An 18,154-nucleotide genomic window follows, 5' to 3' on the forward strand; every position below is an offset into this window, starting at 1 on the left:
AACCAGATCCCATTATGACCAAAAACACAACCACGAGCAAACTGGCTACCCCCCGTCCGGCTGGCGGCGTCGCCCAGATCGGCACCCTTGACCTGGTGTCGGCCACTCTCGAGCGTCTCGACAGCCGCCGCTCCGGCCTGCCCGGTATCGCTGTGCTGTATGGCCCGGCTGGCTGGGGAAAGACCTTCGCGACGAACGTCCTGGCCGTCGAGAACCGCGCGTACTACGTCCAAATGCGCAGCGCTTGGCGCTCGAAGACGCTGCTGGAGAAGGTGTTGTTCGAGATGGGCGTTAAACACACTAGGTCGACTGTGCCCGTGCTGCTCGACCTGGTTTGTGAACAGCTGAGCGCGTCCCGCCGCACGCTGATCCTCGACGAGTTCGACTACGCGACCAAGTCCGACAGCCTGATCGAGCTGGCGCGCGATATCTACGAGGGCTCGCAAGGATCCCTGCTGCTGGTTGGCGAGGAACTGCTGCCCAAGAAGCTGGAGCGCTGGGAGCGGTTCCACTCCCGCGTGCTTACCTGGGCGCCGGCACAGCGCGTGACCGCAGACGACGCCGGCAAACTGGCCGAGATCTATGCCCCCGGCCTGCCGATCGAGCGGGACGTGCTCCAGCGCCTGGTTGAGCTGTCCAACGGCTCGGTGCGTCGTGTCTCGGTCAACCTGACCCAGCTCCACGAGCACAGCATGACCTATGGCCTCGACAGCATCGGCCTGGCCGAGCTCGACGGCGTCGAAATCTATACCGGCCGCTCGCCGGAACGGAGGCTGTGATGAATGCCGGCACGCTGACTTTCTCCAGCTTCGATAACTGCCACTACCAGATCGGCCGCACTGATGCGCCCGAGATCAAGGCCAGGGGCGTGATCCAGACCACGCTGTCCGCCGATCAATGCGGTGCACAACTCGACATCGCCCTGACCGGTGCGCGCCGCCATCAGCGCGTCATGGCGTCGATCCCGCTCAATCCGTCCGACCTGGACGGCCTGATTCATCAACTGCAGGCGATGCGAGACATGCTCCGCTCGCAAAAGGGGCATCGCGATGGCGCGTAAGCCGATTCATCTGGAAATGAAGGGCGGAAAGGCGCCCCGCCAACGGATCTGGGAGGCCGTACGAGCGAACCGTAAGCGGTTCACACAGGCGGAGATCGCGGAAGTCGTCGGCGGGCTGGAAGAAAACATCCAGAAGTACTTCCGCGGCCTGGTTGCGGCCCAATTCATCGAAGTTATCGCAGAAGAGAGGGTTGGGCGGTTCAGCGTGCGCAAGACCTACCGTCTCGTCCGCGATAACGGCGTTGAAGCCCCGCGCGTGACGCGCGCAGGGGCGCAGGTCGTCCACGGTGCCGTTACAGAAGCCATGTGGGGAACGATGCACCGCATGTTCGAGCGCACGGACTTCAACTGTCGAGAACTCGCTGCCTTTGCAAGTACGGCGAACCGTGCCGTCACTGTAAGCATGGCTGAGAGGTACGTCGCCGCTCTTCACGCTGCCGGGTATCTCAACCGCACACGAGAGGCAATTTTCGGAATGCGGGGGCAGCCCGCACGGTTCGTGTTGAAGGCCTCGAAGTTCACCGGACCGCGCGCACCAATCCTGCAGCAGGCACGCACGATCTACGACCCGAATCAAGGCCGCATCGTCTGGGTCGACCAAAAGGGGATTGAGGATGCCAGCTAAAGATCGTCCGGCATACATGAGCGAGCCGTGGTTTGAGGGACTGCAACGCGAGATCAAGGCCAGTACGCAACGCGTCGTCGCTGAACGTATGGGCGTGTCCAGACCGACCTTGAGCGTGCTGGTCAATGGACTCGGCGAGTACGGCGCAGGGAAAGCCAAAACAGACCGCATCGAAACGCGCTACCGCCAGGCCTTCGAGCAGATTTCGTGTCCCCACACAGGCGAGACCGTGGGAGCGCAGCACTGCCGCGAGAAAGCCCTCCGCCAGGCGCCGACCCACAACCCTCTCCAGCTTAACCATTGGAAGGCATGCCAGGACTGCCGATACAAGCCAGCGGCGATTGCGCCCAAGTTGACAAAGGCCGCCTTGGCAAACCTTCCGCAGGCTGCGCTGGACACCAAGACCCTGCCCCTACCCGAAGTCGGGGCCCCGCAAATCCAACTCAACAACGAGGAGACGACGTGAGCCATCCCAATCGTTCTGTCCTGCTGAAGCGCCAACGCGGCGCCGTGGCATTCCTCGCGCGCCCGCGCTTCGATGGCCCGGTTGCGCGCGAGCTGCGCGGCGGCCTGACGCGGATCGGTGCCGAGATTCGTCGTACCGCGGCTTTGGTCAACATCCGTCGGAAGCTGCGCAGCATTGACCGCGAGGAGCGTCGTGCGATCCGCGAGGTCGACTACCTGCGCAACGAGCTGCTCCAGCACGAGCGCAATCTGGAGTGGCTCTTGATTGAGTACACCTCGGCCCGCAAGCAGCTCAGCAAGGAATACGAGATGCACTTGGAGAGGGGCACGCGATGAAAGCCCGCTTCAGCTTCCGCGCCTTCCTGCACACCCGCCTGGGCATCCTTCTGTGGACGCTCACGGTCGCCGTGCTCGCCTTCCACCTGGGCCATTCCTCCAACCCGTTGCAGGGTGTACAGAACGCCCGTCCGCGCATTTCCACCTGATAGGAGCCGTCATGACGAACAAGCAGCTCATCATCGCCAAAATTAAGGCAAGGCCGGGCATCCGGACCCCGGAGATCACCGAAGAGACTGGTGTCGACAATCCGGCCAGCTACATCGTCGCGGAGATCGACCGCGGCGAGATCCTGGTCGAGAAGATCACCATCGAGGGCGTGGGCCGGCCGGTCAACGCCTATCGCATCAACCCGGAAAGCCCGCCTGACGAAACGCTCAATCCGCGCCAGCGTGTGGTTAAGGTTCGCGGCAACGCGTCGGCCGATACCGACGGGTTCAGCGCCGCGCTGTCTTCTCGCGGCGATCTGACCATTAGCGACGGCGCCAAGACGGTCCGTCTGACCCCGGCACAGACGAGCAGCCTGATCACGTACCTCGATCGGATCAACGTCGACCAGGTCATGGCTGCAGCCGGAGGGGCTGCCTGATGCCGCTGCCAGCCTTCCGCTGCCCGGTGTGCAGGAACGCCTTGACGCTCGACGTCGTGTTCGCCAACGACGGCGTGCGCGAGTCGATCCTGCACCTGCTGAACGCCCATCCCGCGGCGGGGAAACTCCTGCGCCCGTTGCTCGGCTACATCGGCCTGTTCGCGCCCGTTAAAACCGAGATGCGCTACGAGCGTGTCGCGGCACTCCTGGCCGAACTGGTGCCGATGATCCATGCGGGCACGGTACAGGACGGTCATGGCCGTGTCTGGCCGGCACCCCTGGAGTATTGGAGCCAAGCCTTCGAGCAAATGCTGGCGAACCGCGACACGGGTGCGTTGAGGCTGCCGTTGAAGTCCCACGGCTACCTCAACGCCATCGTGACGGGGTTCTCCAACAAGTCGAGCGCTGCCTCGGAGCAGCAGGCCGAGGCACAGCGAGCGGGCCACGCGGGTTTCGGAACCTCTGCTGCCCGCCAGCAGCCTGTGACGATCGCCGAGCCGGCCCCGCGCAGCGTGCTGTCCGAAGAAGCTCGTCTAGAACTGCTCCGCGCCGCCGGCAGCCGGCGCGCGGAAACCATCGGAGAGAACCAATGAGTACCCAAAGCAAGGCCATCTTTCAGCGTGCCTGTATGGACGACAAGCTCACCTGGTCAATCGAGCTGGAGAAGCTCGCCATCGGCTACTTGAAGATGCTCGACATCATCCTGTCGACCCCTGACCCGTTGACGGCCTACGAGTGCGCAGCGATCGCCTCCGGCCTCGCCCACTTCGCGGTCAATGTGGGCTGGATCTCGCACCACTCCTATCAGGCCATCGTGGCGAACGCCAAGCACGTACGGGCGCAGGCCATGGGCAAGTGGGCCGGCCAAACGGTCTTCGTTAAGGCCGGTGCCGTAGCCGCGCCAGCCACGACCCACTAACACCCCTGAACAACGAACCGGAAATCCAAATGACGCACGCAGCAATCGACACTCCCGCCGGCTATATGAAGGACGCCCACGGCCGGCTGGTCCCAGAGGCAATGGTTAAGCCGATCGATCGCACCCGCGACCAGGTGGTGGGTGAGCTGATCGCACTTGCGATGGCACAGAGCCAATCGCTGACCGATCTCAAGAAGCGAGTCTTCGGCGATATCGAGGCCTTCATCTCAATGTCGGCCGAGGAGTACCAGGCGAAGGTCGGCGGCGCCAAGGGCAATGTCACGCTCTACAGCTTCGACGGTCAATACAAGGTCCAGATCGCCCGGGCGGACAACATCACCTTCGACGAGCGTCTGCAGGCAGCGAAGGCCATGATCGACGAGCTGCTCGCAGAGTGGACCAAGGAATCGCGCCCCGAGATCCAGGCCATCATCCAGGGCGCCTTCGACACCGACAAGGAAGGCAATCTGAACACAGGCCGGATTCTCTCTCTGCGTCGCCTCGACATCCAGGATCCGCGCTGGAAGCAGGCCATGTTTGCGATCAGCGATAGCGTCCAGGTCATTGGCACCAAGACATACGTCCGCTTCTACCAGCGTATCGGGGACTCCGACAAGTACCGTCCGATCCTGCTCGATATCGCATCCATTTAACCCGCCCCACACCCTCACATAGGAGCCGTCATGAACAAAGCAGAACTCGTTGAATACGTTGCCTTCGAGGCCAATCTGTCGAAGACCGAGGCAGCGCGTGCTCTCGACGCAATGATCCAGGGCGTTACGAACACCCTCGGCGCCGGTGGCACGGTCGCCCTGACGGGCTTCGGCGCCTTTAGCGTGGCAAAGCGCAGCGCGCGCGTGGCCCGCAATCCGCAGACCGGCGAATCGCTGCCAGTGGCGGCCACGGTCGCTCCAAAGTTCAAGCCCGGTAGCGGCCTCAAGGCTGCGGTCCGAGCCCTCTGAGTGCGAAACGCCCGCTCCGGCGGGTGTCTGCCTGGCATGGTGGCCTGGCACCGATGAGCAGCCAAAGGACAAAGCCATGGGCGTTGTAACGGTATCGATCCTGACCCTTGTTGCCGCGGCGTTTTTCATCGCCAGCCTTGCGGCTTGCATCGGCTTTCTCGTCGCCGCCATCTGCCGGGGCTGGGCGGAAGAGACCAAACATATCAACGAGTCGCAAGGAGAGTAGCTGTGACAAAGCTGAGCAAGGAAGATTTCGAACGCATCCAGCGAGAGCTGTCCACGCCGTACGGCATGGTGGATCTGGACTGCGATGGCTACAAGGTTGCAGTGCGCATTCAGCAGGTGAAGCGGCTGTCGTATGCGCCCGTCGTGTACGTCAACGGAATCATCAAGGGTGAGTGGTTCCGCGGTGACTGCGAGGAGGCGAAGCGCTTTCTCTGCCCGAGAACGCGGTCGATCCTCACGCCAAAGAAGAAGGCCGCCATCCTGAAAGATTTCGGCAAGCGATCGGCCAAGAAGTACTTCCCCGAGCTGGAAGCGAAGTTGACCTTCTACGACGCGACATGGAGCTCTGTTGGCTCGATGCTGCGCCACTTCTGCCGCGCCAACGAATCTGTCTCGATCGTCAGCGTGGGCTACCCGCTGCGTATGGAGGCAGCGGCAGCATGAATGCGAAACCGCCGCAAGGCGGTCTGCCTGGCGTGGTGGCCAGGTACTGATGAGCAGCCTTTAGGAGAACAGATGAAGACGTATGCATACTGCTGGGCGTCCGGCTTGATTCAATTCGGAACGAAGGTTCCAGAGGGCGCGATCGCCATCGCGAGCGGCGAGCGACAAAAGCTTGTTGACCTCATTGAGGTTACGGCTCGTCACGCGTACGACGGCAAGTCCCTGCTGGTGCCTGGCGTGCCGGAAGCGTCCGATCAAGCCGCAGCTGGCGACGCGTTGGATACCTGGCTTCGGTGGCTCGACAGTATGAACACCGATGGCGTCAATGTGAACCGCAGCGGCAGCTCGAAACGCTGACATACGATGGTAGCGAACACCGTTCTCGCCAAGATCCACGTCGCCAAGAAACAGTTGGCGATGGACGATGACGCCTATCGCGCCATGCTGCAAAGCATCGGTGGTGTTACGTCGTCCAAAGACCTCACGCCCCTGGGCGCGGCAAAGGTGCTACGGCATCTCGAGAAGTGTGGCTTCACGCCAGTCCGCAAGTTCGGCCAGCGTCCGGCGCCGACCGGAGACCGGAAGGCCCTGGTTGGCAAGATCGAGGCGCTTCTGGCCGAGGCAAAGCGGCCATGGTCGTACGTTGATGCGATGGCGCGTCACATGTTCCAGGTCGACAAGATCGACTGGTGCACACCGGACCAGCTATGGCGTATTGCGGCTGCCCTGCAGAAGGACGCGAACCGTCACGGGAGATAAAGATGGATCTGTCCGAAGTAAAGAACCTGTTACCGGCCCTTGTCCAGGCGATCGTGCGTGCCATCGGCGTATCTGCAGCGCTGAAGCTTGTCGAGCAGCTCGGTGGATCAACCTTCCCGGTTCCGCTCCGCAAGAACGCCGCGGGCGAGGTCAGGTACCAGATCCTGGTGGAGGCCGTGGGCGAGGACGCGGCGACGCAGTTGGTTAAGGTGCTTGGTGGGCAGGAGATCTACGTCCCGCTTTGCTCGACCGCACTGCGCGAGTTACGCGACCGCCAGATCCGAGCCGACTTCGACGCCATCACTCGTGAGCACAGCGCATTGCATGCGGTGGCAACCCTCGCGATCCGGTATAAGATATCGGACCGCCAAGTCTGGCGTATTCTCAATCAAACGGACCGCCTTGGACAGGAAGGCAAGGAGCAACAGTCCTTGTTCTGAGGCTCCGAAAGGGCCGCATCGTGGATCGACCGAAGTTCGCTGCATCCCGGGTTCAAGTTGAAGAGGCATTCTACGATGTCATCCGGGACGTCGACTGTACGCCGATCGAGCGCATTGAATTGCTGAAGGCATTCGATGACGCGCAGCAGAAAGGGGAAATAGGACGCTCTTTCGAGAGGCGTATTTCTTCTATCTTCCACCAGCGCGAATGGTCGTGGGCATGGGCCGCAGAATGGGCTGCCCGTTTTGATACCCTAGGCCAGTGGCCTTACATGTGGGACCGGCGCGGAAACCCAAATGATGAGGATGATCCGACGCCTATCCTGTGGCATGGCTTCCTCTGTATGCTCCTGGCGCACACTCTCTTCATGCGCATGTACACGGTGCAGAATCGAGATTCCTTTGTCGAGTCCGGACAGCAAGACATACGCCTTGTGAATGCCGGCTGCCCCGTGGAGCGTCAGATCGTTGAGAGCCTATCGCCGGAGAAGCTCGCGATGCTCCCACCGTACTTCCCAGGGGATCGGACACGCTTCCGCTCCCAGAAATAGCAGAGGCCCGGCAAGAACTGCCGGGCCTTTTAAATTGCCCCGCTGACACTCATCGGTATTCGAAGCACGCGCAATAGCACGCAGACTGAGGCCCTGTCTACATCGGCACAGGTCAGGGGGAAATTGTGCAGCCGCGCGGCATCCGAAACAACAATCCAGGGAACATCCGTTGGCGCGATGATTGGCAAGGTTTGATCGCGCCGAACATGCGGACCGACAAAGACTTCTGCCAATTCACCGAGCCTGCCTTTGGCATCCGTGCAATCTGCCGGATCTTGCTCAACTACGGCAGCAAGGCAGGGACGCCAGGTGTTGGTCAGCCCAACATCGACACTGTGCGCGAGATCATCGGCCGTTGGGCACCGCCGTCGGAGAACGACACCGAGGCCTACATCGCCAGCGTTGCTTGCAGCGTGGACGTTCTCCCGAACCAGCACATCGACGTGACCGAACCGCGCATCATGCGCGGCCTGGTGGTCGCCATCATCCGTCACGAGAACGGCCAGCAACCATACAGCCCGACGATCATCAACGAAGGGCTGCGGCTGGCAGGGATCGCATGAAGCTGCTCGAGCTCATCACCGACGAACGCACCGGCCGGCTCTCACACACCAAGCTCTGGCCCAATGTGGCCAACCTGGTGGCCACCGTTCTCTTTGCGCGCGCCGGCTGGCTCGATCAGCTCACTGTCGATATCTGGTGGGCATACCTCGGCTGCGTCGGTGGGTACACCGCCATCATGCGCCTCGCCCAGGCCGCTCGCGAAAGGAAGGCCAATGATCCAGCTTAATCGCCTCGAAGCGATCGCGCTTGCTGTGCTCGCGCTGCTCGCCGGTATCACCCTGGGCACCCCGGTTGGCTTGTGGTATGGCTCAAGCCATGCCACGGCAGTTGGGGCGGCCAAGATGGCCGACCTTCGCCGGGAAACCGCCGAGGCCAGCGCTGCAGCGGTGTCGGCAGCCGCCGAGAAGCTGGCGCTTGAGACTGCCCGCGGAGACCGTCTCAGTGCCGCATTGAGCGGCGCCGAAAGCCGCATTGATGCCATTTCCCGCCAACTCATTAACAGGGTCGATCATGTTACGACGGTCTATCGCGAGGCGCCTGGCGCTGCGCTCAAGCCTATTCCTCAGTGCATCTTCACTCGCGGCTGGCTGCGCGGTTACAACGCCGCCATCGGCGCTGCAGTGCCCCCCGCCGTCGAAGCCACCGGCACACTTGCTCAAGCGCCCGGAGCCGGTATCGCCCCTGCTGGAGAAGACGAGCTTGCCCCCGCCGATATCGACGCCAAGTCGATCCTGACGCACCAGGTCGAATACGGTGCGCGCAACCAGAAATTGGAAGAGCAGCTCAATCGCCTGATCGACTTTAACGAGGGCAAGGATGCTCAGTAACCGCGCCCTCGACGAGGCCAGCAAGTGGGAACAACGGGAGCGAGCTGCTGGGATTGAGCTGGTGCGTTCCCGGATGGGCTCAGGGGTATCGGCAGAGGCGTGTCAGGACGACGCGTGCGGCGAACCGATCCCGGAGGCTCGCCGTCTTGCAGTTCCTGGTTGCCAATACTGCGTCGAGTGCCAAGCGCGTCGGGAGAAAGGTCGATGACTATCTCCCTGGTGCAGTTTTGGGACGTGCTGAAGGTCTTGGTCTCGATCGCCATGGCCATCGGCGGACCGTTCCTAACTTGGTGGCTTGCCCGCGAGCGCGCAGAGCGGAAGGAGGTCAAGGTTGGATTGTCTGCCCTGCAGGGGGAGTTGACCGCCATGAAGCTGGATCTCGCTCAGCACTATGCACGCAAGGACGAAGTGAAGGACAGCCGCCAGGAAGTGCTGGCGGCAGTTAAGAGTATCGAAAACAAGGTGGACCGACTGTTCGACAAACTGGACCGTAAGGCAGACAAGACCCCATGAACAAACCTCAAGAAAGCGAAGAACTGCGCCTGCTGCGAATGATCGATGGCAAGGTCGACAGCCTCGATAAGAAGATCGATCACATCGAGGGGCGTGCGATTCGCCTCGGCGCGACAGCCGGTGCCGCCGCTGGGGGTGTCACGGGTGGCATCGTGGCAATCGGCGTCTTCCTGGCCAAGTTCAAGCTGGGAGTCTGAGCCGCTATGGCGCATCCCAAGGAAATCCGAGATATCGTCCGCCGGGCATATGTATTTGACCGGTTGACGCTGGAGATTGCCGCCATGAAGGCGGGCGTCTCCTACGGTACGGCGCGGCGTTGGAAGGCCGATGCCGGGGAAACCGGGGATGACTGGGACAAGGCTCAGAGCGCGCAGCTGATCGCTGGTGGCACGCTGGAAGACATCGCGCGCGGCGTCCTGGCCGGGCTGGTGACGCAGTATCAGGCCACGATGGAAGAGCTGGCCAGGACGGAAGACTTTAAGCCGATGGAGAAGACCAAACTGCTGGCCAGCCTTGCAGACAGCTTCCAGAAGACCGTGTCCGCCAGCAAGAAGATATTGCCCGAGACCAACGAGCTGGCTGTGGCCATGGACGTGCTCCAGCGCTTGGCCACATTCGTGAAGAACAACAAGCCTGAGCACATCCAAGTCTTCGCGGAGCTCCTGGAGCCCTTTGGCAGCGAGCTGAGTAAGGCCTATGGCTGACACTTTCACCGACCGGGATTTCAAGAAGGAGCTGGCGATTCTCTCGGGCCAGCTCCTTCGTGATATCGAAGCCCACCAGTCAGGCCTGGACGCCAGTCCGGCCGCGATCGCGGAGCGTCGTCGGCGTGTCCTGAAGGACGGGGACTTCCAGTTCTTCGCTTATACCTATTTTCCGCACCACATCCGCGGCACGCCCTCCAGCTTCCAGGGTCATTTCTGCCAGCGCTTCCCGCAACTCCTGGAGCAACCCCGCGGCGCGCTCGAATGGTGGGTCGCACCGCGGGGCGAAGCCAAGTCCTCCCTGGCCACCAAGATCGGTCCCGCCTACTGCGTTGTGCGCGGCCTGCTGCAGCGCCCCGAGGTGCAGAAAGAGATCGGCTGGGAAGGCACGCTGCCGCCTTTCATCGACTACGTCATTTTGCTGGGCGCGGAGACCAAACTACCCGCCAAGCTGATCGAGGTGGTTAAGACCGAACTCACGGCCAATGCAATGCTGCAGCTCGACTTTCCCGACGCCTGCGGAAGCACTAGCATGTGGCGCATCGGCGAAGCGGTATTTCGCACCAACGTTAAGCTGGAATCCTTCGGCGCCGACCAGGCCATCCGGGGCACCTTCCACGGCGCGAGCCGGCCCAAGCTGCTGATGGGGGACGATCTGATCACCGACGCCGAGGCGAAAAGTCCCACCGAGCGGCTGAACCGTTGGAACTGGTTGACCAAGGCGATTGACTATCTCGGCCCGCCGGACGGCAGTGTTAAGTATGCCGGCGTCGGTACCGTCCTGGACAAGGACGATCCGATCAGCCGGGCCAAGAAGACCATCGGCCATGTCGTGCATCACTTCCGGGCAGTGGAGACGATGCCTACCAACATGGATCTGTGGGCGCAGTGCGAGGAGCTCATGCGCAACCAGGACCGGACGATCATCGATGAGACGGCCAAGGCCGGCCGGGTGATCCCGGAAGACCAGCTCCCATCGTATCGATTCTATATAGAGCACCGCGCCGAGATGGATGCAGGCGCAAAGATCTCGTGGCCGTCGGTGCGATCCCTCTTCTGGCTGATGCGCCAGCGCGCGAAGGCGCCGAAGGCGTTTAACACCGAGCTCCAGGGCGATCCCCGCACCGACGAGGACAAGATCTTCGGCAACATCACCTTCTGGGTGCAGCGCCTGCAGCATTGGATCATGTTCGGCGCCTGCGACCCATCCATGGGAGCCAATGAGAAGTCCGACCCATCCTCGCTCCTGGTCGGCGGTTTTGACACATGGAACAGCAAGCTGCATGTGGTGCATGCCGAGATCAAGCGCCGCGTGCCATCCAAGCTCGAAGCCGACCTGGTTGCCATGCAACGGGAGTTCAAGTGTCGGGCAATCGGCTTCGAGAACAACAATGCCTACGAGCATTCGCGCCAGACGTTTATCAAGGCTGGCATGGCTGCCGGTGTACCGCTGCCGCTGGTCGGCGTGACCGCGACGGTGCCAGCAGAAGTACGCATCGACTCCCTTGAGCCGTTCATCACCGACCGGCTGGCCGCAAGCATCCTTCTGCATCCCGAGCTGCGCCAGCTGCTCGACGAACTAGACACCTGGCCGGAGAAGCAGTCCCACCACCACTATGACGGCCTGACCGGGCTGCAGATCCTGTGGATGATCGCGTCGACGCGCGCCCACGGGCTATACGAATACACCTCTGTGCCAAAGCATGCGCAAGACGACGGGCGCGCGGATGACGATGGCATGATTTCGGGCGCCAGCGGCGCCTGGTAGGAACCACCATGGCAAAAATCGTTGACCAGTTCGGACGTCCCATCGAGCGGACCGTCCTGTCCGAATCCCAGTCCGCGCGCCTGCAGGCCCTGCATCATGACTACGCCGGCCACCCCTCGCGCGGCCTGACGCCGGCCCGTCTGGCCCGCATCTTGGAGCTGGCGGAGATCGGCGACCTGATCGCCCAGTCCGACCTGTTCCAGGACATGGAGGAGAAGGACGGGCACATCTTCGCTGAGATGAGCAAGCGCAAGCGCGCGTTGCTGACGCTCGACTGGTCCATCAATCCGCCGGCCGGCGCGTCGGCACAGGAAAAACGCCAGGCGCAACTGATTGACCAGTGGTTCCGGGATCTGCCGGACTTCGAAGACGTCCTGCTCGATCTTCTGGATGCAGTCGGCCATGGGTTCTCCGCTCTTGAGATCAGCTGGGATCGCGTGGACGGTGTCTGGCTGCCCGCTAAACTGGAACACCGCCCCCAACGCTGGTTCATGACGCCCTTCGGGGAGCCAGACGAGCTGCGCTTGCGCGGCTATCAGGCCCGCGGCGAGGAGCTCTGGCCGTTCGGCTGGGCAGTGCACCGCCATAAGGCCAAATCCGGCTACGTGGCGCGCGGCGGGCTGCACCGTGTGCTGGCCTGGCCGTACCTCTTCAAGAACTTCTCTGTGCGAGATCTGGCCGAGTTCCTTGAGATCTACGGCCTTCCGCTGCGGGTGGGCACCTATGGCACCGGGGCCAGCAAGGACGAAAAGCTGGCTCTGCTGCGTGCGGTCTCGGAGATCGGTCACAATGCCGCGGGCATCATCCCAGAAGGCATGGAGATCGACTTTAAGGAAGCCGCAAAGGGGACGGAAGAGCCATTCGAGGCAATGATCAGCTGGTGCGAGCGCACCCAGTCCAAAGTGATCCTCGGCGGCACCCTGACCAGCCAGGCCGACGGGAAGTCCTCGACCAACGCCCTGGGCAACGTGCACAACGAGGTCCGGCACGACCTGATGGTCTCGGATGCGCGCCAGCTCGCGGGCACCATCAAGCGCGACATCATCTATGCCATCTGTGCGCTGAACTTCGACCAGGTCGACCGCCGGCGCATGCCTGATTTCGTCTTCGACACGCGGGCGCCGGAAGACATGAAGCTCTACGCTGACTCGCTGCCCAAGCTGGTTGGCCTGGGCCTTAAGGTGCCGCGCACCTGGGCGCATGAGAAGCTTGCCATCCCGGAGCCCAAGGAAGGCGAGGACGTGCTGCAGATCGCCCGGCCGGAGATGATCGTGCCGCCTGAGATGCGGGCGAAGGAAGCGCCGGTCAGGACAGCCGCCATGACTTACCGTGCTGTGCTGACCAACGACCAGGGCGAGATCGTCTACCCGGACCAGCACACCCTCGATGTCGCCGCCGGCAACCTGCCCGCCGAAGCGTTAAGTGCCGAGATGGCTAAACTGCTTGCGCCCGCTATTCAAGCTATCCAGGCGGGCGAGCATCCAGACCAGGCGATCGAGGCGCTGGTCGCCGCGTACCCAAATCTCGACGAGACGGTGGTCGCCGAGCTGCTTGCGCGTGCGATCTTCGTGGCCGACGTGTGGGGGCGGCTGAATGGCAACGCCTGACCTGGCGTACGCCATAGGCCTCCAGCCCGAGGAGGCTATCCGGTACTTCCAGAGCAAGGGCTACGCTATCGGCTTCAAATGGGAGGACGTCTGGCAGGAGGCCCATGCGCGCGCATTCACCGCCGCCGGCGTGATGAAGGTCGACGTGCTCCAGGACATCCGCGGCGCCCTGGACAAAGCGTTAAGTGCCGGCAAGACCTTCGCCGAGTTCAAGAAGGACCTGATGCCCACCCTAGAACGCAAGGGCTGGCTGGGCAAGGGCTACCTGGTCGACGAGCAAACGGGCGAGATTCAGGGCAAGCGCCTGACGCCGCGGCGGCTGGACACCATCTTCCGCACCAACATGCAGTCTGCCTATATGGCCGGCCGCTTCGCAACCCAGCTTGAGAGCGTCGACGACCGCCCGTATTGGGAATACGTGGCTGTGATGGACAATCGAACGCGCCCCGCGCACCGCGTGCTTAACGGACGCGTCTTCCGTTACGACGATCCGTTCTGGAAGACCTTCTACCCGCCTAACGGCTACCGGTGTCGTTGCCGAGTCCGCACGCGCAGCCGCGGCGATGTGGATCGCCTCGACCTGGCGCCATCCTCCAGCGAGGGCCAGCTCACCGAAGTTGACCAGGTCATCAATCGGGACGGAGAGACCCGGCCCACGGTCGCTTACAGGGATCCCCTCACCGGCAAGAACTTCATGGCTGACCCGGGATTCGGCTTCAATGCCGGTCAGGCCTGGGCTGCACCGTTCACGCCGCCACCGCGTGCTGACTTGATCCGAAGTGTCCCGCACGGGGCACCCCTGCCGGCCGCGCCGGCGGCCACGCCGCTTGCAGCGGATCGGCTTCTGCCTCCGGGACAAGGCCCAGAGCGATACAGCGCGGCGTTCATGGAGCGCTTTGGCTTGACGCCAGGCGCTGCGACTGCCTTCGAAGACGTCACAGGCGCCCGGCTGGCCATCTCCGATGCGCTTTTTGCCTCGCCCCCACCGGAGTGGGTCTGGGGTCAGCGTTACGCCAGCCTCCTGGCCGACGCTGTACGCATGCCTGACGAAGTCTGGCTGTCCTGGGAGCGGTTCGACGATGCATGGAGGCTCACTCGCCGCTACGTTAAGACCTACCAGGTCGACACCGGAGAATGGCTGGCGGCTGGCTTCGAATACAGCCAGGACGGCTGGAGCTACCGCGTCGCCACCGCGCGCTTGCCGGCGGAGGACGACCAGCTCCGGGCTGTCGATGCCATGCGCGGAACGTTCCTCCAATATAGGAAGCAACAGCCATGATCGAGATCTCCCTAGATTTCAAGAACGTTGACCAGGCGCTAGGGCGACTGGCGGGCTTCTCCCGCAGCAAGCGTCCGCTCATGCGGTCAATCGCCGGCATCATGGCCGACGCCGTCGAGGAGAACTTTGCCCAGGAGGGGCGCCCCAAGTGGCTTGGCCTGGCGCCCGCCACGCGCAAGCGCCGCGGAGACGGCAAGATCCTGCAGGACAAGGGCCGCTTGGCTGCCTCCATCGTTTCGCGCGCCGACGGCGAGTCGGCGGCCGTTGGCACGAACGTTCGCTATGCAGCTATCCACCAGTTCGGCGGGGAGATCACCCGTGCCGCGCATTCCGGCTGGGTGCGACTGCGTACCGATGCGCGTGGCAATCTGATCCGCCAGGGTACAAAAGGCCGTGCTGCGCGCCTGGCGGTGTTCGCCAAGGACTCGCACAAGCGCGTCCGGACGGTCCGCTACACCTCCAGCGAGGGCAAGACCAAGATCCCCGCGCGCCCCTTCCTTGCGCTCACGCAGGTCGATGCCGACAATATCGAGCGTACGGTCTCCGAATACCTCGCCAACCTCCTCGGATAGCCCATCCGGAAAACGCGCCCGTGGCGCGTCGGAGGGCCATCGGACCACCGTCGGTACACCCTAGGGGGTGTCACTAGCGTTAAGGGCATGTTAAAACCGCTCCCAGCGGTATCCGCGCCCGTCACGCTCCCGCGAAACACCCAACCCCTCCGGGTGACACGCTTCCACCTCACCCCATGACCGTCCCGTCGCCATCATGGCGACATGACGACCCGTGCCCTCATCGCCCGCCTCTCTGTCGAGATCTCGACCGGCTCCAGTGCTATCCAACTGATGCCGGCCGGGGCCTTCCGCGCCCGCGACGGACGTCCGAAGGAATGCGACGCTTGGCACATCGATGCCGCCACGGCTGCTGCCATTGTTGCCCAGGTCAACGCACGGGAGACGCCGTATGTAATCGACTACGAACACCAGACTCTGACAGCCGCAACCAGCGGTCACCCCGCACCGGCGGCCGGCTGGTTCCATAAGGTCGAGTGGCGCGAAGGCGAAGGCCTCTTCGCCGTCGACGTGGAGTGGACCGACAAGGCGGGCACCATGATCGCCGCCAAGGAATACCGCTTCATCAGCCCGGTCTTCAGCTACGACCCCAAGACCGGCGAGGTTGGCCAGCTGCTGCATGCAGCCCTCACAAACAATCCCGCGCTCGATGGCATGGACGAAGTGACCGTCGCGGCCGCCTCGCGCCTGCTCGCCGATTTAACCGCCCAGACGGGGGCACTGCCCGTCGAATCTTCCCCGGAGTCCAACATGGATGAACTGCTCGAGCAGCTGCGATGGCTGCTGAATATGCCCGTCGGTGCGACCGCCGATGACATCAAGGTGCAGCTGAAGAAGCTGATCGACCAGCTCTCGCCCAACGAGGGCACCGCTGCCGCAGCCATCAACCTGGTCGAGCTGCTCGCGCAGCGCGATCAACAGATCGCCGCCCTGACCGTCAACCAGGTCGACCCGGCGCTGTTCGTGCCGATCGTCGTGGTCGAAGGCCTGCGTACCGATCTCGCCGCACTGACCGAACAGCTGGCGACTCACAACATCCAGGCCGAGGTGGTCACCATCGACGGCCTGGTCACCGCCGCGCTGTCGGATGGCCGCCTGCATCCGACCATGGAAGGCTGGGCCCGAGATCTGGGCAAGTCGAACCTCGCCGCCCTCAAGTCCTACGTCGACAAGGCCAAGCCGATCGCTGCGCTGCGTGGAACGCAAACCGGCGGCGTCGTACCGCCGGCGGCGAAGGCGGCGGGCCAGGAAGCCGAGTCGGCCAGCGAGATGGAGCTCGCCATCTGTGCCTCGCTGGGCGTTGACCCCGCCGCCTACGCCAAGGTGAACAACCCCAAGGCCTAAGCCTCAGGGCCGCCTCAACTGTCTGGAGACCTGCATGACCGCGCTCACCGCCGATCGCAACACCACCTTCCGCGCCGGGATCGATTTCGAATTCCCCGTCGCGGCCAACACCAAGATCTTCGCCGGATCGATCGTGGCGATCGACACGGCGACCGGCACCGCCACCAAGGGGGCGACAGCCACCACGCTGAAGTCCGTTGGCATCGCCCAAGCTATCGCCGACAACACGGGCGGAGCCGCAGGCGACATCCGTGTCCGGGTCCGCCGCGGCCTCTGGCATGTGGCCAACTCGGCCGCGACCGACCAGATCACCCTGGCCGACGTCGGCGCGGACTGCTACCTGGTCGACGACCAAACCGTGGCCAAGACCAGCGGCACCAACACGCGCTCGCTGGCCGGCAAGATCCGCGACGTCGACGCCACCGGCGTCTGGGTCGAGTTTTAACCCGAGCGCTTAACTATCCACTCCCGGAGATATCAATGAAATCGACCCGACACCAATGGGTATTCGCCGTCGCTGCGACGGTGATGATCGGCCTGGCGCTCTGCCTGGCCAACGCGGTAGGCGCCTCCAGCCATGCTGCGGCGATCGTACCGCTGGCACAGCTGCCCGCGCTGCAGATCGACGATCGCATGCTGGGCTTCGCTGCGGCGGGCATCGTCATCAACCGAGCTAGCCTGAATGCGCTGTTCCAGGGCTACAAGGTGCTTTTCCAGCAGGCCTTCGACGGCGTGCCGGCGGACTGGGACAAGATCGCCATGCGCGTCCCGTCGCAGACCTCCAAGGAAGTCTATCCGTGGCTCGGCCAGACCACGCGATTCCGCGAATGGATCGGCGATCGCGTCCTGCAGAACTTGATGCTTCACGACTTCGCCATCAAGAACAAGCCGTGGGAAAACACCGTCACCATTGACCGCGACGAAATCGAAGACGATTCGTACAACGTATATGGCCCGATGATCTCCCAGCTCGGCCTGGACGCGAAGCAGCACCCCGACGAGCTCGTGTTTGCGCTGCTGGCGGCTGGCTTTGGCCAATCCTGCTACGACGGCCAGTACTTCTTCGACACCGATCACCCGGTGCTCCAGGCGGACGGCACCATCGGCTCGACGTCGAACTTCCAGGGTGGCACCGGTACCGCCTGGTATCTGCTGGACGTCTCGAAGATGGTCAAGCCGATCATCTACCAGGTGCGCAAGGACTACAAGTTCGTCGCGATGGACCAGGAGACCGACGAACAGGTCTTCACCAGCAAGAAGTTCCGCTACGGCGTCGATGCTCGCTCCAACGTCGGCTTCGGCCTCTGGCAGCTCGCCTACGCCTCGAAGCAGGAGCTGACCGCCGACAGCTACGGCGCCGCCCGGGCTGCGCTGATGTCGATCAAGGGTGACAACGGTAAGCCGCTCGGTGTTCGCCCCTCGCTCCTGGTGGTCCCGCCCTCGCTGGAAGGCAAAGGCATGCAAGTGCTGCAGGCGGAGAAGAATGGCGCCGGCGCGACCAACGTCTACTACAACACGGCCAAGCTGCTCACCACGCCCTGGCTGAGCTAACGGGATACCTCCCGCCCTGGTACAGCCGCGCGACGCCGTAAGCGCGGAGG

Annotated in this window: 31 protein-coding genes and 2 other RNA genes; all 33 read left to right on the forward strand. The window is 63.1% G+C overall.

Translation table 11 applies throughout. From position 1 onward, the window contains the following. The first annotated feature begins 14 nt into the window (after positions 1 to 14). A complete protein-coding gene (locus AC1DQR_RS34000; protein WP_477134604.1) occupies positions 15 to 779 on the forward strand; it encodes an AAA family ATPase in 765 nt (254 codons plus the stop codon). After that, a complete protein-coding gene (locus AC1DQR_RS34005; protein ID WP_477134605.1) occupies positions 779 to 1,060 on the forward strand; it encodes a hypothetical protein in 282 nt (93 codons plus the stop codon). The genes AC1DQR_RS34000 and AC1DQR_RS34005 overlap by 1 nt, the downstream gene beginning before the upstream one ends. Then, positions 1,050 to 1,685, forward strand: coding sequence for a hypothetical protein (locus tag AC1DQR_RS34010; RefSeq protein WP_477134606.1), 636 nt, complete (start codon positions 1,050 to 1,052; stop codon positions 1,683 to 1,685). The genes AC1DQR_RS34005 and AC1DQR_RS34010 overlap by 11 nt, the downstream gene beginning before the upstream one ends. Further along, on the forward strand, positions 1,675 to 2,151 hold the full coding sequence (locus AC1DQR_RS34015) for a MarR family transcriptional regulator (RefSeq protein ID WP_477134607.1): 477 nt from the start codon (positions 1,675 to 1,677) through the stop codon (positions 2,149 to 2,151). Before AC1DQR_RS34010 ends, AC1DQR_RS34015 begins: the two co-directional genes overlap by 11 nt. Then, a complete protein-coding gene (locus AC1DQR_RS34020) occupies positions 2,148 to 2,486 on the forward strand; it encodes a hypothetical protein (protein WP_477134608.1) in 339 nt (112 codons plus the stop codon). Before AC1DQR_RS34015 ends, AC1DQR_RS34020 begins: the two co-directional genes overlap by 4 nt. After that, positions 2,483 to 2,635, forward strand: a complete 153-nt coding sequence (locus tag AC1DQR_RS34025; protein ID WP_477134609.1) for a hypothetical protein — start codon at positions 2,483 to 2,485, stop codon at positions 2,633 to 2,635. The genes AC1DQR_RS34020 and AC1DQR_RS34025 overlap by 4 nt, the downstream gene beginning before the upstream one ends. Before the next feature lie 11 nt (positions 2,636 to 2,646). Further along, on the forward strand, positions 2,647 to 3,075 hold the full coding sequence (locus tag AC1DQR_RS34030; RefSeq protein ID WP_477134610.1) for a hypothetical protein: 429 nt from the start codon (positions 2,647 to 2,649) through the stop codon (positions 3,073 to 3,075). 41 nt (positions 3,076 to 3,116) lie between these two features. Next, positions 3,117 to 3,668, forward strand: a complete 552-nt coding sequence (locus AC1DQR_RS34035; RefSeq protein ID WP_477134611.1) for a hypothetical protein — start codon at positions 3,117 to 3,119, stop codon at positions 3,666 to 3,668. Continuing rightward, positions 3,665 to 3,994: a hypothetical protein gene (locus AC1DQR_RS34040; RefSeq protein WP_477134612.1), complete on the forward strand. Its 330-nt coding sequence runs from the start codon at positions 3,665 to 3,667 to the stop codon at positions 3,992 to 3,994. The genes AC1DQR_RS34035 and AC1DQR_RS34040 overlap by 4 nt, the downstream gene beginning before the upstream one ends. Positions 3,995 to 4,023: 29 nt before the next feature. Beyond that, a complete protein-coding gene (locus AC1DQR_RS34045; RefSeq protein WP_477134613.1) occupies positions 4,024 to 4,647 on the forward strand; it encodes a DUF3164 family protein in 624 nt (207 codons plus the stop codon). 30 nt (positions 4,648 to 4,677) lie between these two features. Beyond that, positions 4,678 to 4,956, forward strand: coding sequence for an HU family DNA-binding protein (locus AC1DQR_RS34050; protein WP_477134614.1), 279 nt, complete (start codon positions 4,678 to 4,680; stop codon positions 4,954 to 4,956). Beyond that, an RNA gene (locus AC1DQR_RS34055) (hammerhead ribozyme type II) lies at positions 4,957 to 5,023 on the forward strand. 9 nt (positions 5,024 to 5,032) lie between these two features. Further along, entirely contained in the window at positions 5,033 to 5,182 is a 150-nt protein-coding gene (locus AC1DQR_RS34060) for a hypothetical protein (protein WP_477134615.1), read from the forward strand. A 2-nt stretch (positions 5,183 to 5,184) separates the two neighbouring features. Beyond that, the gene (locus tag AC1DQR_RS34065) at positions 5,185 to 5,625 is read left to right on the forward strand and encodes a hypothetical protein (RefSeq protein WP_477134616.1); all 441 of its coding nucleotides are present in this window, start codon (positions 5,185 to 5,187) and stop codon (positions 5,623 to 5,625) included. Then, an RNA gene (locus AC1DQR_RS34070) (hammerhead ribozyme type II) lies at positions 5,626 to 5,688 on the forward strand. A gap of 9 nt (positions 5,689 to 5,697) precedes the next feature. Beyond that, a complete protein-coding gene (locus AC1DQR_RS34075) occupies positions 5,698 to 5,982 on the forward strand; it encodes a hypothetical protein (RefSeq protein ID WP_477134617.1) in 285 nt (94 codons plus the stop codon). A 6-nt stretch (positions 5,983 to 5,988) separates the two neighbouring features. After that, positions 5,989 to 6,384, forward strand: a complete 396-nt coding sequence (locus AC1DQR_RS34080) for a gp16 family protein (RefSeq protein ID WP_477134618.1) — start codon at positions 5,989 to 5,991, stop codon at positions 6,382 to 6,384. Positions 6,385 to 6,386: 2 nt separating this feature from the next. After that, positions 6,387 to 6,824 (forward strand): Mor transcription activator family protein, encoded by a 438-nt coding sequence (locus AC1DQR_RS34085; protein ID WP_477134619.1) that lies wholly within the window; start codon positions 6,387 to 6,389, stop codon positions 6,822 to 6,824. Between the two features lie 20 nt (positions 6,825 to 6,844). Next, positions 6,845 to 7,375: a hypothetical protein gene (locus AC1DQR_RS34090; protein WP_477134620.1), complete on the forward strand. Its 531-nt coding sequence runs from the start codon at positions 6,845 to 6,847 to the stop codon at positions 7,373 to 7,375. A gap of 206 nt (positions 7,376 to 7,581) precedes the next feature. Then, positions 7,582 to 7,938, forward strand: coding sequence for a structural protein P5 (locus AC1DQR_RS34095; RefSeq protein WP_477134621.1), 357 nt, complete (start codon positions 7,582 to 7,584; stop codon positions 7,936 to 7,938). Continuing rightward, positions 7,935 to 8,165: a hypothetical protein gene (locus tag AC1DQR_RS34100; protein ID WP_416053114.1), complete on the forward strand. Its 231-nt coding sequence runs from the start codon at positions 7,935 to 7,937 to the stop codon at positions 8,163 to 8,165. The genes AC1DQR_RS34095 and AC1DQR_RS34100 overlap by 4 nt, the downstream gene beginning before the upstream one ends. After that, complete coding sequence (locus AC1DQR_RS34105; protein WP_477134622.1) at positions 8,152 to 8,766, forward strand: hypothetical protein; 615 nt, start codon at positions 8,152 to 8,154, stop codon at positions 8,764 to 8,766. Before AC1DQR_RS34100 ends, AC1DQR_RS34105 begins: the two co-directional genes overlap by 14 nt. Positions 8,767 to 8,839: 73 nt before the next feature. Continuing rightward, positions 8,840 to 8,974: a TraR/DksA C4-type zinc finger protein gene (locus tag AC1DQR_RS34110; protein WP_477134650.1), complete on the forward strand. Its 135-nt coding sequence runs from the start codon at positions 8,840 to 8,842 to the stop codon at positions 8,972 to 8,974. Further along, positions 8,971 to 9,279, forward strand: a complete 309-nt coding sequence (locus tag AC1DQR_RS34115; protein WP_416053116.1) for a hypothetical protein — start codon at positions 8,971 to 8,973, stop codon at positions 9,277 to 9,279. The genes AC1DQR_RS34110 and AC1DQR_RS34115 overlap by 4 nt, the downstream gene beginning before the upstream one ends. Further along, entirely contained in the window at positions 9,276 to 9,476 is a 201-nt protein-coding gene (locus AC1DQR_RS34120; RefSeq protein WP_416053117.1) for a hypothetical protein, read from the forward strand. The genes AC1DQR_RS34115 and AC1DQR_RS34120 overlap by 4 nt, the downstream gene beginning before the upstream one ends. Before the next feature lie 6 nt (positions 9,477 to 9,482). Next, positions 9,483 to 9,983, forward strand: coding sequence for a DUF1804 family protein (locus tag AC1DQR_RS34125; protein WP_477134623.1), 501 nt, complete (start codon positions 9,483 to 9,485; stop codon positions 9,981 to 9,983). Further along, the gene (locus AC1DQR_RS34130; RefSeq protein ID WP_477134624.1) at positions 9,976 to 11,751 is read left to right on the forward strand and encodes a hypothetical protein; all 1,776 of its coding nucleotides are present in this window, start codon (positions 9,976 to 9,978) and stop codon (positions 11,749 to 11,751) included. The genes AC1DQR_RS34125 and AC1DQR_RS34130 overlap by 8 nt, the downstream gene beginning before the upstream one ends. A gap of 8 nt (positions 11,752 to 11,759) precedes the next feature. Beyond that, positions 11,760 to 13,358 carry a DUF935 domain-containing protein gene (locus AC1DQR_RS34135; protein ID WP_477134625.1) on the forward strand — a complete coding sequence of 533 codons (1,599 nt, stop codon included), beginning with the start codon at positions 11,760 to 11,762 and terminating at the stop codon, positions 13,356 to 13,358. Next, on the forward strand, positions 13,345 to 14,637 hold the full coding sequence (locus AC1DQR_RS34140; protein WP_477134626.1) for a phage minor head protein: 1,293 nt from the start codon (positions 13,345 to 13,347) through the stop codon (positions 14,635 to 14,637). Before AC1DQR_RS34135 ends, AC1DQR_RS34140 begins: the two co-directional genes overlap by 14 nt. Continuing rightward, a complete protein-coding gene (locus tag AC1DQR_RS34145; RefSeq protein ID WP_416053122.1) occupies positions 14,634 to 15,209 on the forward strand; it encodes a phage virion morphogenesis protein in 576 nt (191 codons plus the stop codon). The genes AC1DQR_RS34140 and AC1DQR_RS34145 overlap by 4 nt, the downstream gene beginning before the upstream one ends. A 204-nt stretch (positions 15,210 to 15,413) precedes the next feature. Further along, positions 15,414 to 16,553: a phage protease gene (locus AC1DQR_RS34150; protein WP_416053123.1), complete on the forward strand. Its 1,140-nt coding sequence runs from the start codon at positions 15,414 to 15,416 to the stop codon at positions 16,551 to 16,553. Between the two features lie 34 nt (positions 16,554 to 16,587). Beyond that, a complete protein-coding gene (locus AC1DQR_RS34155) occupies positions 16,588 to 16,998 on the forward strand; it encodes a hypothetical protein (RefSeq protein WP_416053124.1) in 411 nt (136 codons plus the stop codon). A gap of 35 nt (positions 16,999 to 17,033) precedes the next feature. Continuing rightward, positions 17,034 to 18,104 carry a Mu-like prophage major head subunit gpT family protein gene (locus AC1DQR_RS34160; protein WP_416053125.1) on the forward strand — a complete coding sequence of 357 codons (1,071 nt, stop codon included), beginning with the start codon at positions 17,034 to 17,036 and terminating at the stop codon, positions 18,102 to 18,104. The last annotated feature ends 50 nt before the right edge of the window (positions 18,105 to 18,154 follow it).

It is taken from the genome of Cupriavidus sp. 05L411 (genome assembly GCF_056398045.1).

Excerpts from the sequence above, each read along its gene's own strand:
- AC1DQR_RS34000 (WP_477134604.1), top strand. The coding sequence starts at position 15 with ATGACCAAAAACACAACCACGAGCAAACTGGCTACCCCCCGTCCGGCT.
- AC1DQR_RS34005 (WP_477134605.1), top strand. The coding sequence starts at position 779 with ATGAATGCCGGCACGCTGACTTTCTCCAGCTTCGATAACTGCCACTAC.
- AC1DQR_RS34010 (WP_477134606.1), top strand. The coding sequence starts at position 1,050 with ATGGCGCGTAAGCCGATTCATCTGGAAATGAAGGGCGGAAAGGCGCCC.
- AC1DQR_RS34015 (WP_477134607.1), top strand. The coding sequence starts at position 1,675 with ATGCCAGCTAAAGATCGTCCGGCATACATGAGCGAGCCGTGGTTTGAG.
- AC1DQR_RS34025 (WP_477134609.1), top strand. The coding sequence starts at position 2,483 with ATGAAAGCCCGCTTCAGCTTCCGCGCCTTCCTGCACACCCGCCTGGGC.
- AC1DQR_RS34030 (WP_477134610.1), top strand. The coding sequence starts at position 2,647 with ATGACGAACAAGCAGCTCATCATCGCCAAAATTAAGGCAAGGCCGGGC.
- AC1DQR_RS34040 (WP_477134612.1), top strand. The coding sequence starts at position 3,665 with ATGAGTACCCAAAGCAAGGCCATCTTTCAGCGTGCCTGTATGGACGAC.
- AC1DQR_RS34045 (WP_477134613.1), top strand. The coding sequence starts at position 4,024 with ATGACGCACGCAGCAATCGACACTCCCGCCGGCTATATGAAGGACGCC.
- AC1DQR_RS34050 (WP_477134614.1), top strand. The coding sequence starts at position 4,678 with ATGAACAAAGCAGAACTCGTTGAATACGTTGCCTTCGAGGCCAATCTG.
- AC1DQR_RS34060 (WP_477134615.1), top strand. The coding sequence starts at position 5,033 with ATGGGCGTTGTAACGGTATCGATCCTGACCCTTGTTGCCGCGGCGTTT.
- AC1DQR_RS34075 (WP_477134617.1), top strand. The coding sequence starts at position 5,698 with ATGAAGACGTATGCATACTGCTGGGCGTCCGGCTTGATTCAATTCGGA.
- AC1DQR_RS34080 (WP_477134618.1), top strand. The coding sequence starts at position 5,989 with ATGGTAGCGAACACCGTTCTCGCCAAGATCCACGTCGCCAAGAAACAG.
- AC1DQR_RS34085 (WP_477134619.1), top strand. The coding sequence starts at position 6,387 with ATGGATCTGTCCGAAGTAAAGAACCTGTTACCGGCCCTTGTCCAGGCG.
- AC1DQR_RS34095 (WP_477134621.1), top strand. The coding sequence starts at position 7,582 with ATGCGGACCGACAAAGACTTCTGCCAATTCACCGAGCCTGCCTTTGGC.
- AC1DQR_RS34100 (WP_416053114.1), top strand. The coding sequence starts at position 7,935 with ATGAAGCTGCTCGAGCTCATCACCGACGAACGCACCGGCCGGCTCTCA.
- AC1DQR_RS34105 (WP_477134622.1), top strand. The coding sequence starts at position 8,152 with ATGATCCAGCTTAATCGCCTCGAAGCGATCGCGCTTGCTGTGCTCGCG.
- AC1DQR_RS34110 (WP_477134650.1), top strand. The coding sequence starts at position 8,840 with ATGGGCTCAGGGGTATCGGCAGAGGCGTGTCAGGACGACGCGTGCGGC.
- AC1DQR_RS34115 (WP_416053116.1), top strand. The coding sequence starts at position 8,971 with ATGACTATCTCCCTGGTGCAGTTTTGGGACGTGCTGAAGGTCTTGGTC.
- AC1DQR_RS34120 (WP_416053117.1), top strand. The coding sequence starts at position 9,276 with ATGAACAAACCTCAAGAAAGCGAAGAACTGCGCCTGCTGCGAATGATC.
- AC1DQR_RS34125 (WP_477134623.1), top strand. The coding sequence starts at position 9,483 with ATGGCGCATCCCAAGGAAATCCGAGATATCGTCCGCCGGGCATATGTA.
- AC1DQR_RS34130 (WP_477134624.1), top strand. The coding sequence starts at position 9,976 with ATGGCTGACACTTTCACCGACCGGGATTTCAAGAAGGAGCTGGCGATT.
- AC1DQR_RS34135 (WP_477134625.1), top strand. The coding sequence starts at position 11,760 with ATGGCAAAAATCGTTGACCAGTTCGGACGTCCCATCGAGCGGACCGTC.
- AC1DQR_RS34140 (WP_477134626.1), top strand. The coding sequence starts at position 13,345 with ATGGCAACGCCTGACCTGGCGTACGCCATAGGCCTCCAGCCCGAGGAG.
- AC1DQR_RS34145 (WP_416053122.1), top strand. The coding sequence starts at position 14,634 with ATGATCGAGATCTCCCTAGATTTCAAGAACGTTGACCAGGCGCTAGGG.
- AC1DQR_RS34150 (WP_416053123.1), top strand. The coding sequence starts at position 15,414 with ATGACGACCCGTGCCCTCATCGCCCGCCTCTCTGTCGAGATCTCGACC.
- AC1DQR_RS34155 (WP_416053124.1), top strand. The coding sequence starts at position 16,588 with ATGACCGCGCTCACCGCCGATCGCAACACCACCTTCCGCGCCGGGATC.
- AC1DQR_RS34160 (WP_416053125.1), top strand. The coding sequence starts at position 17,034 with ATGAAATCGACCCGACACCAATGGGTATTCGCCGTCGCTGCGACGGTG.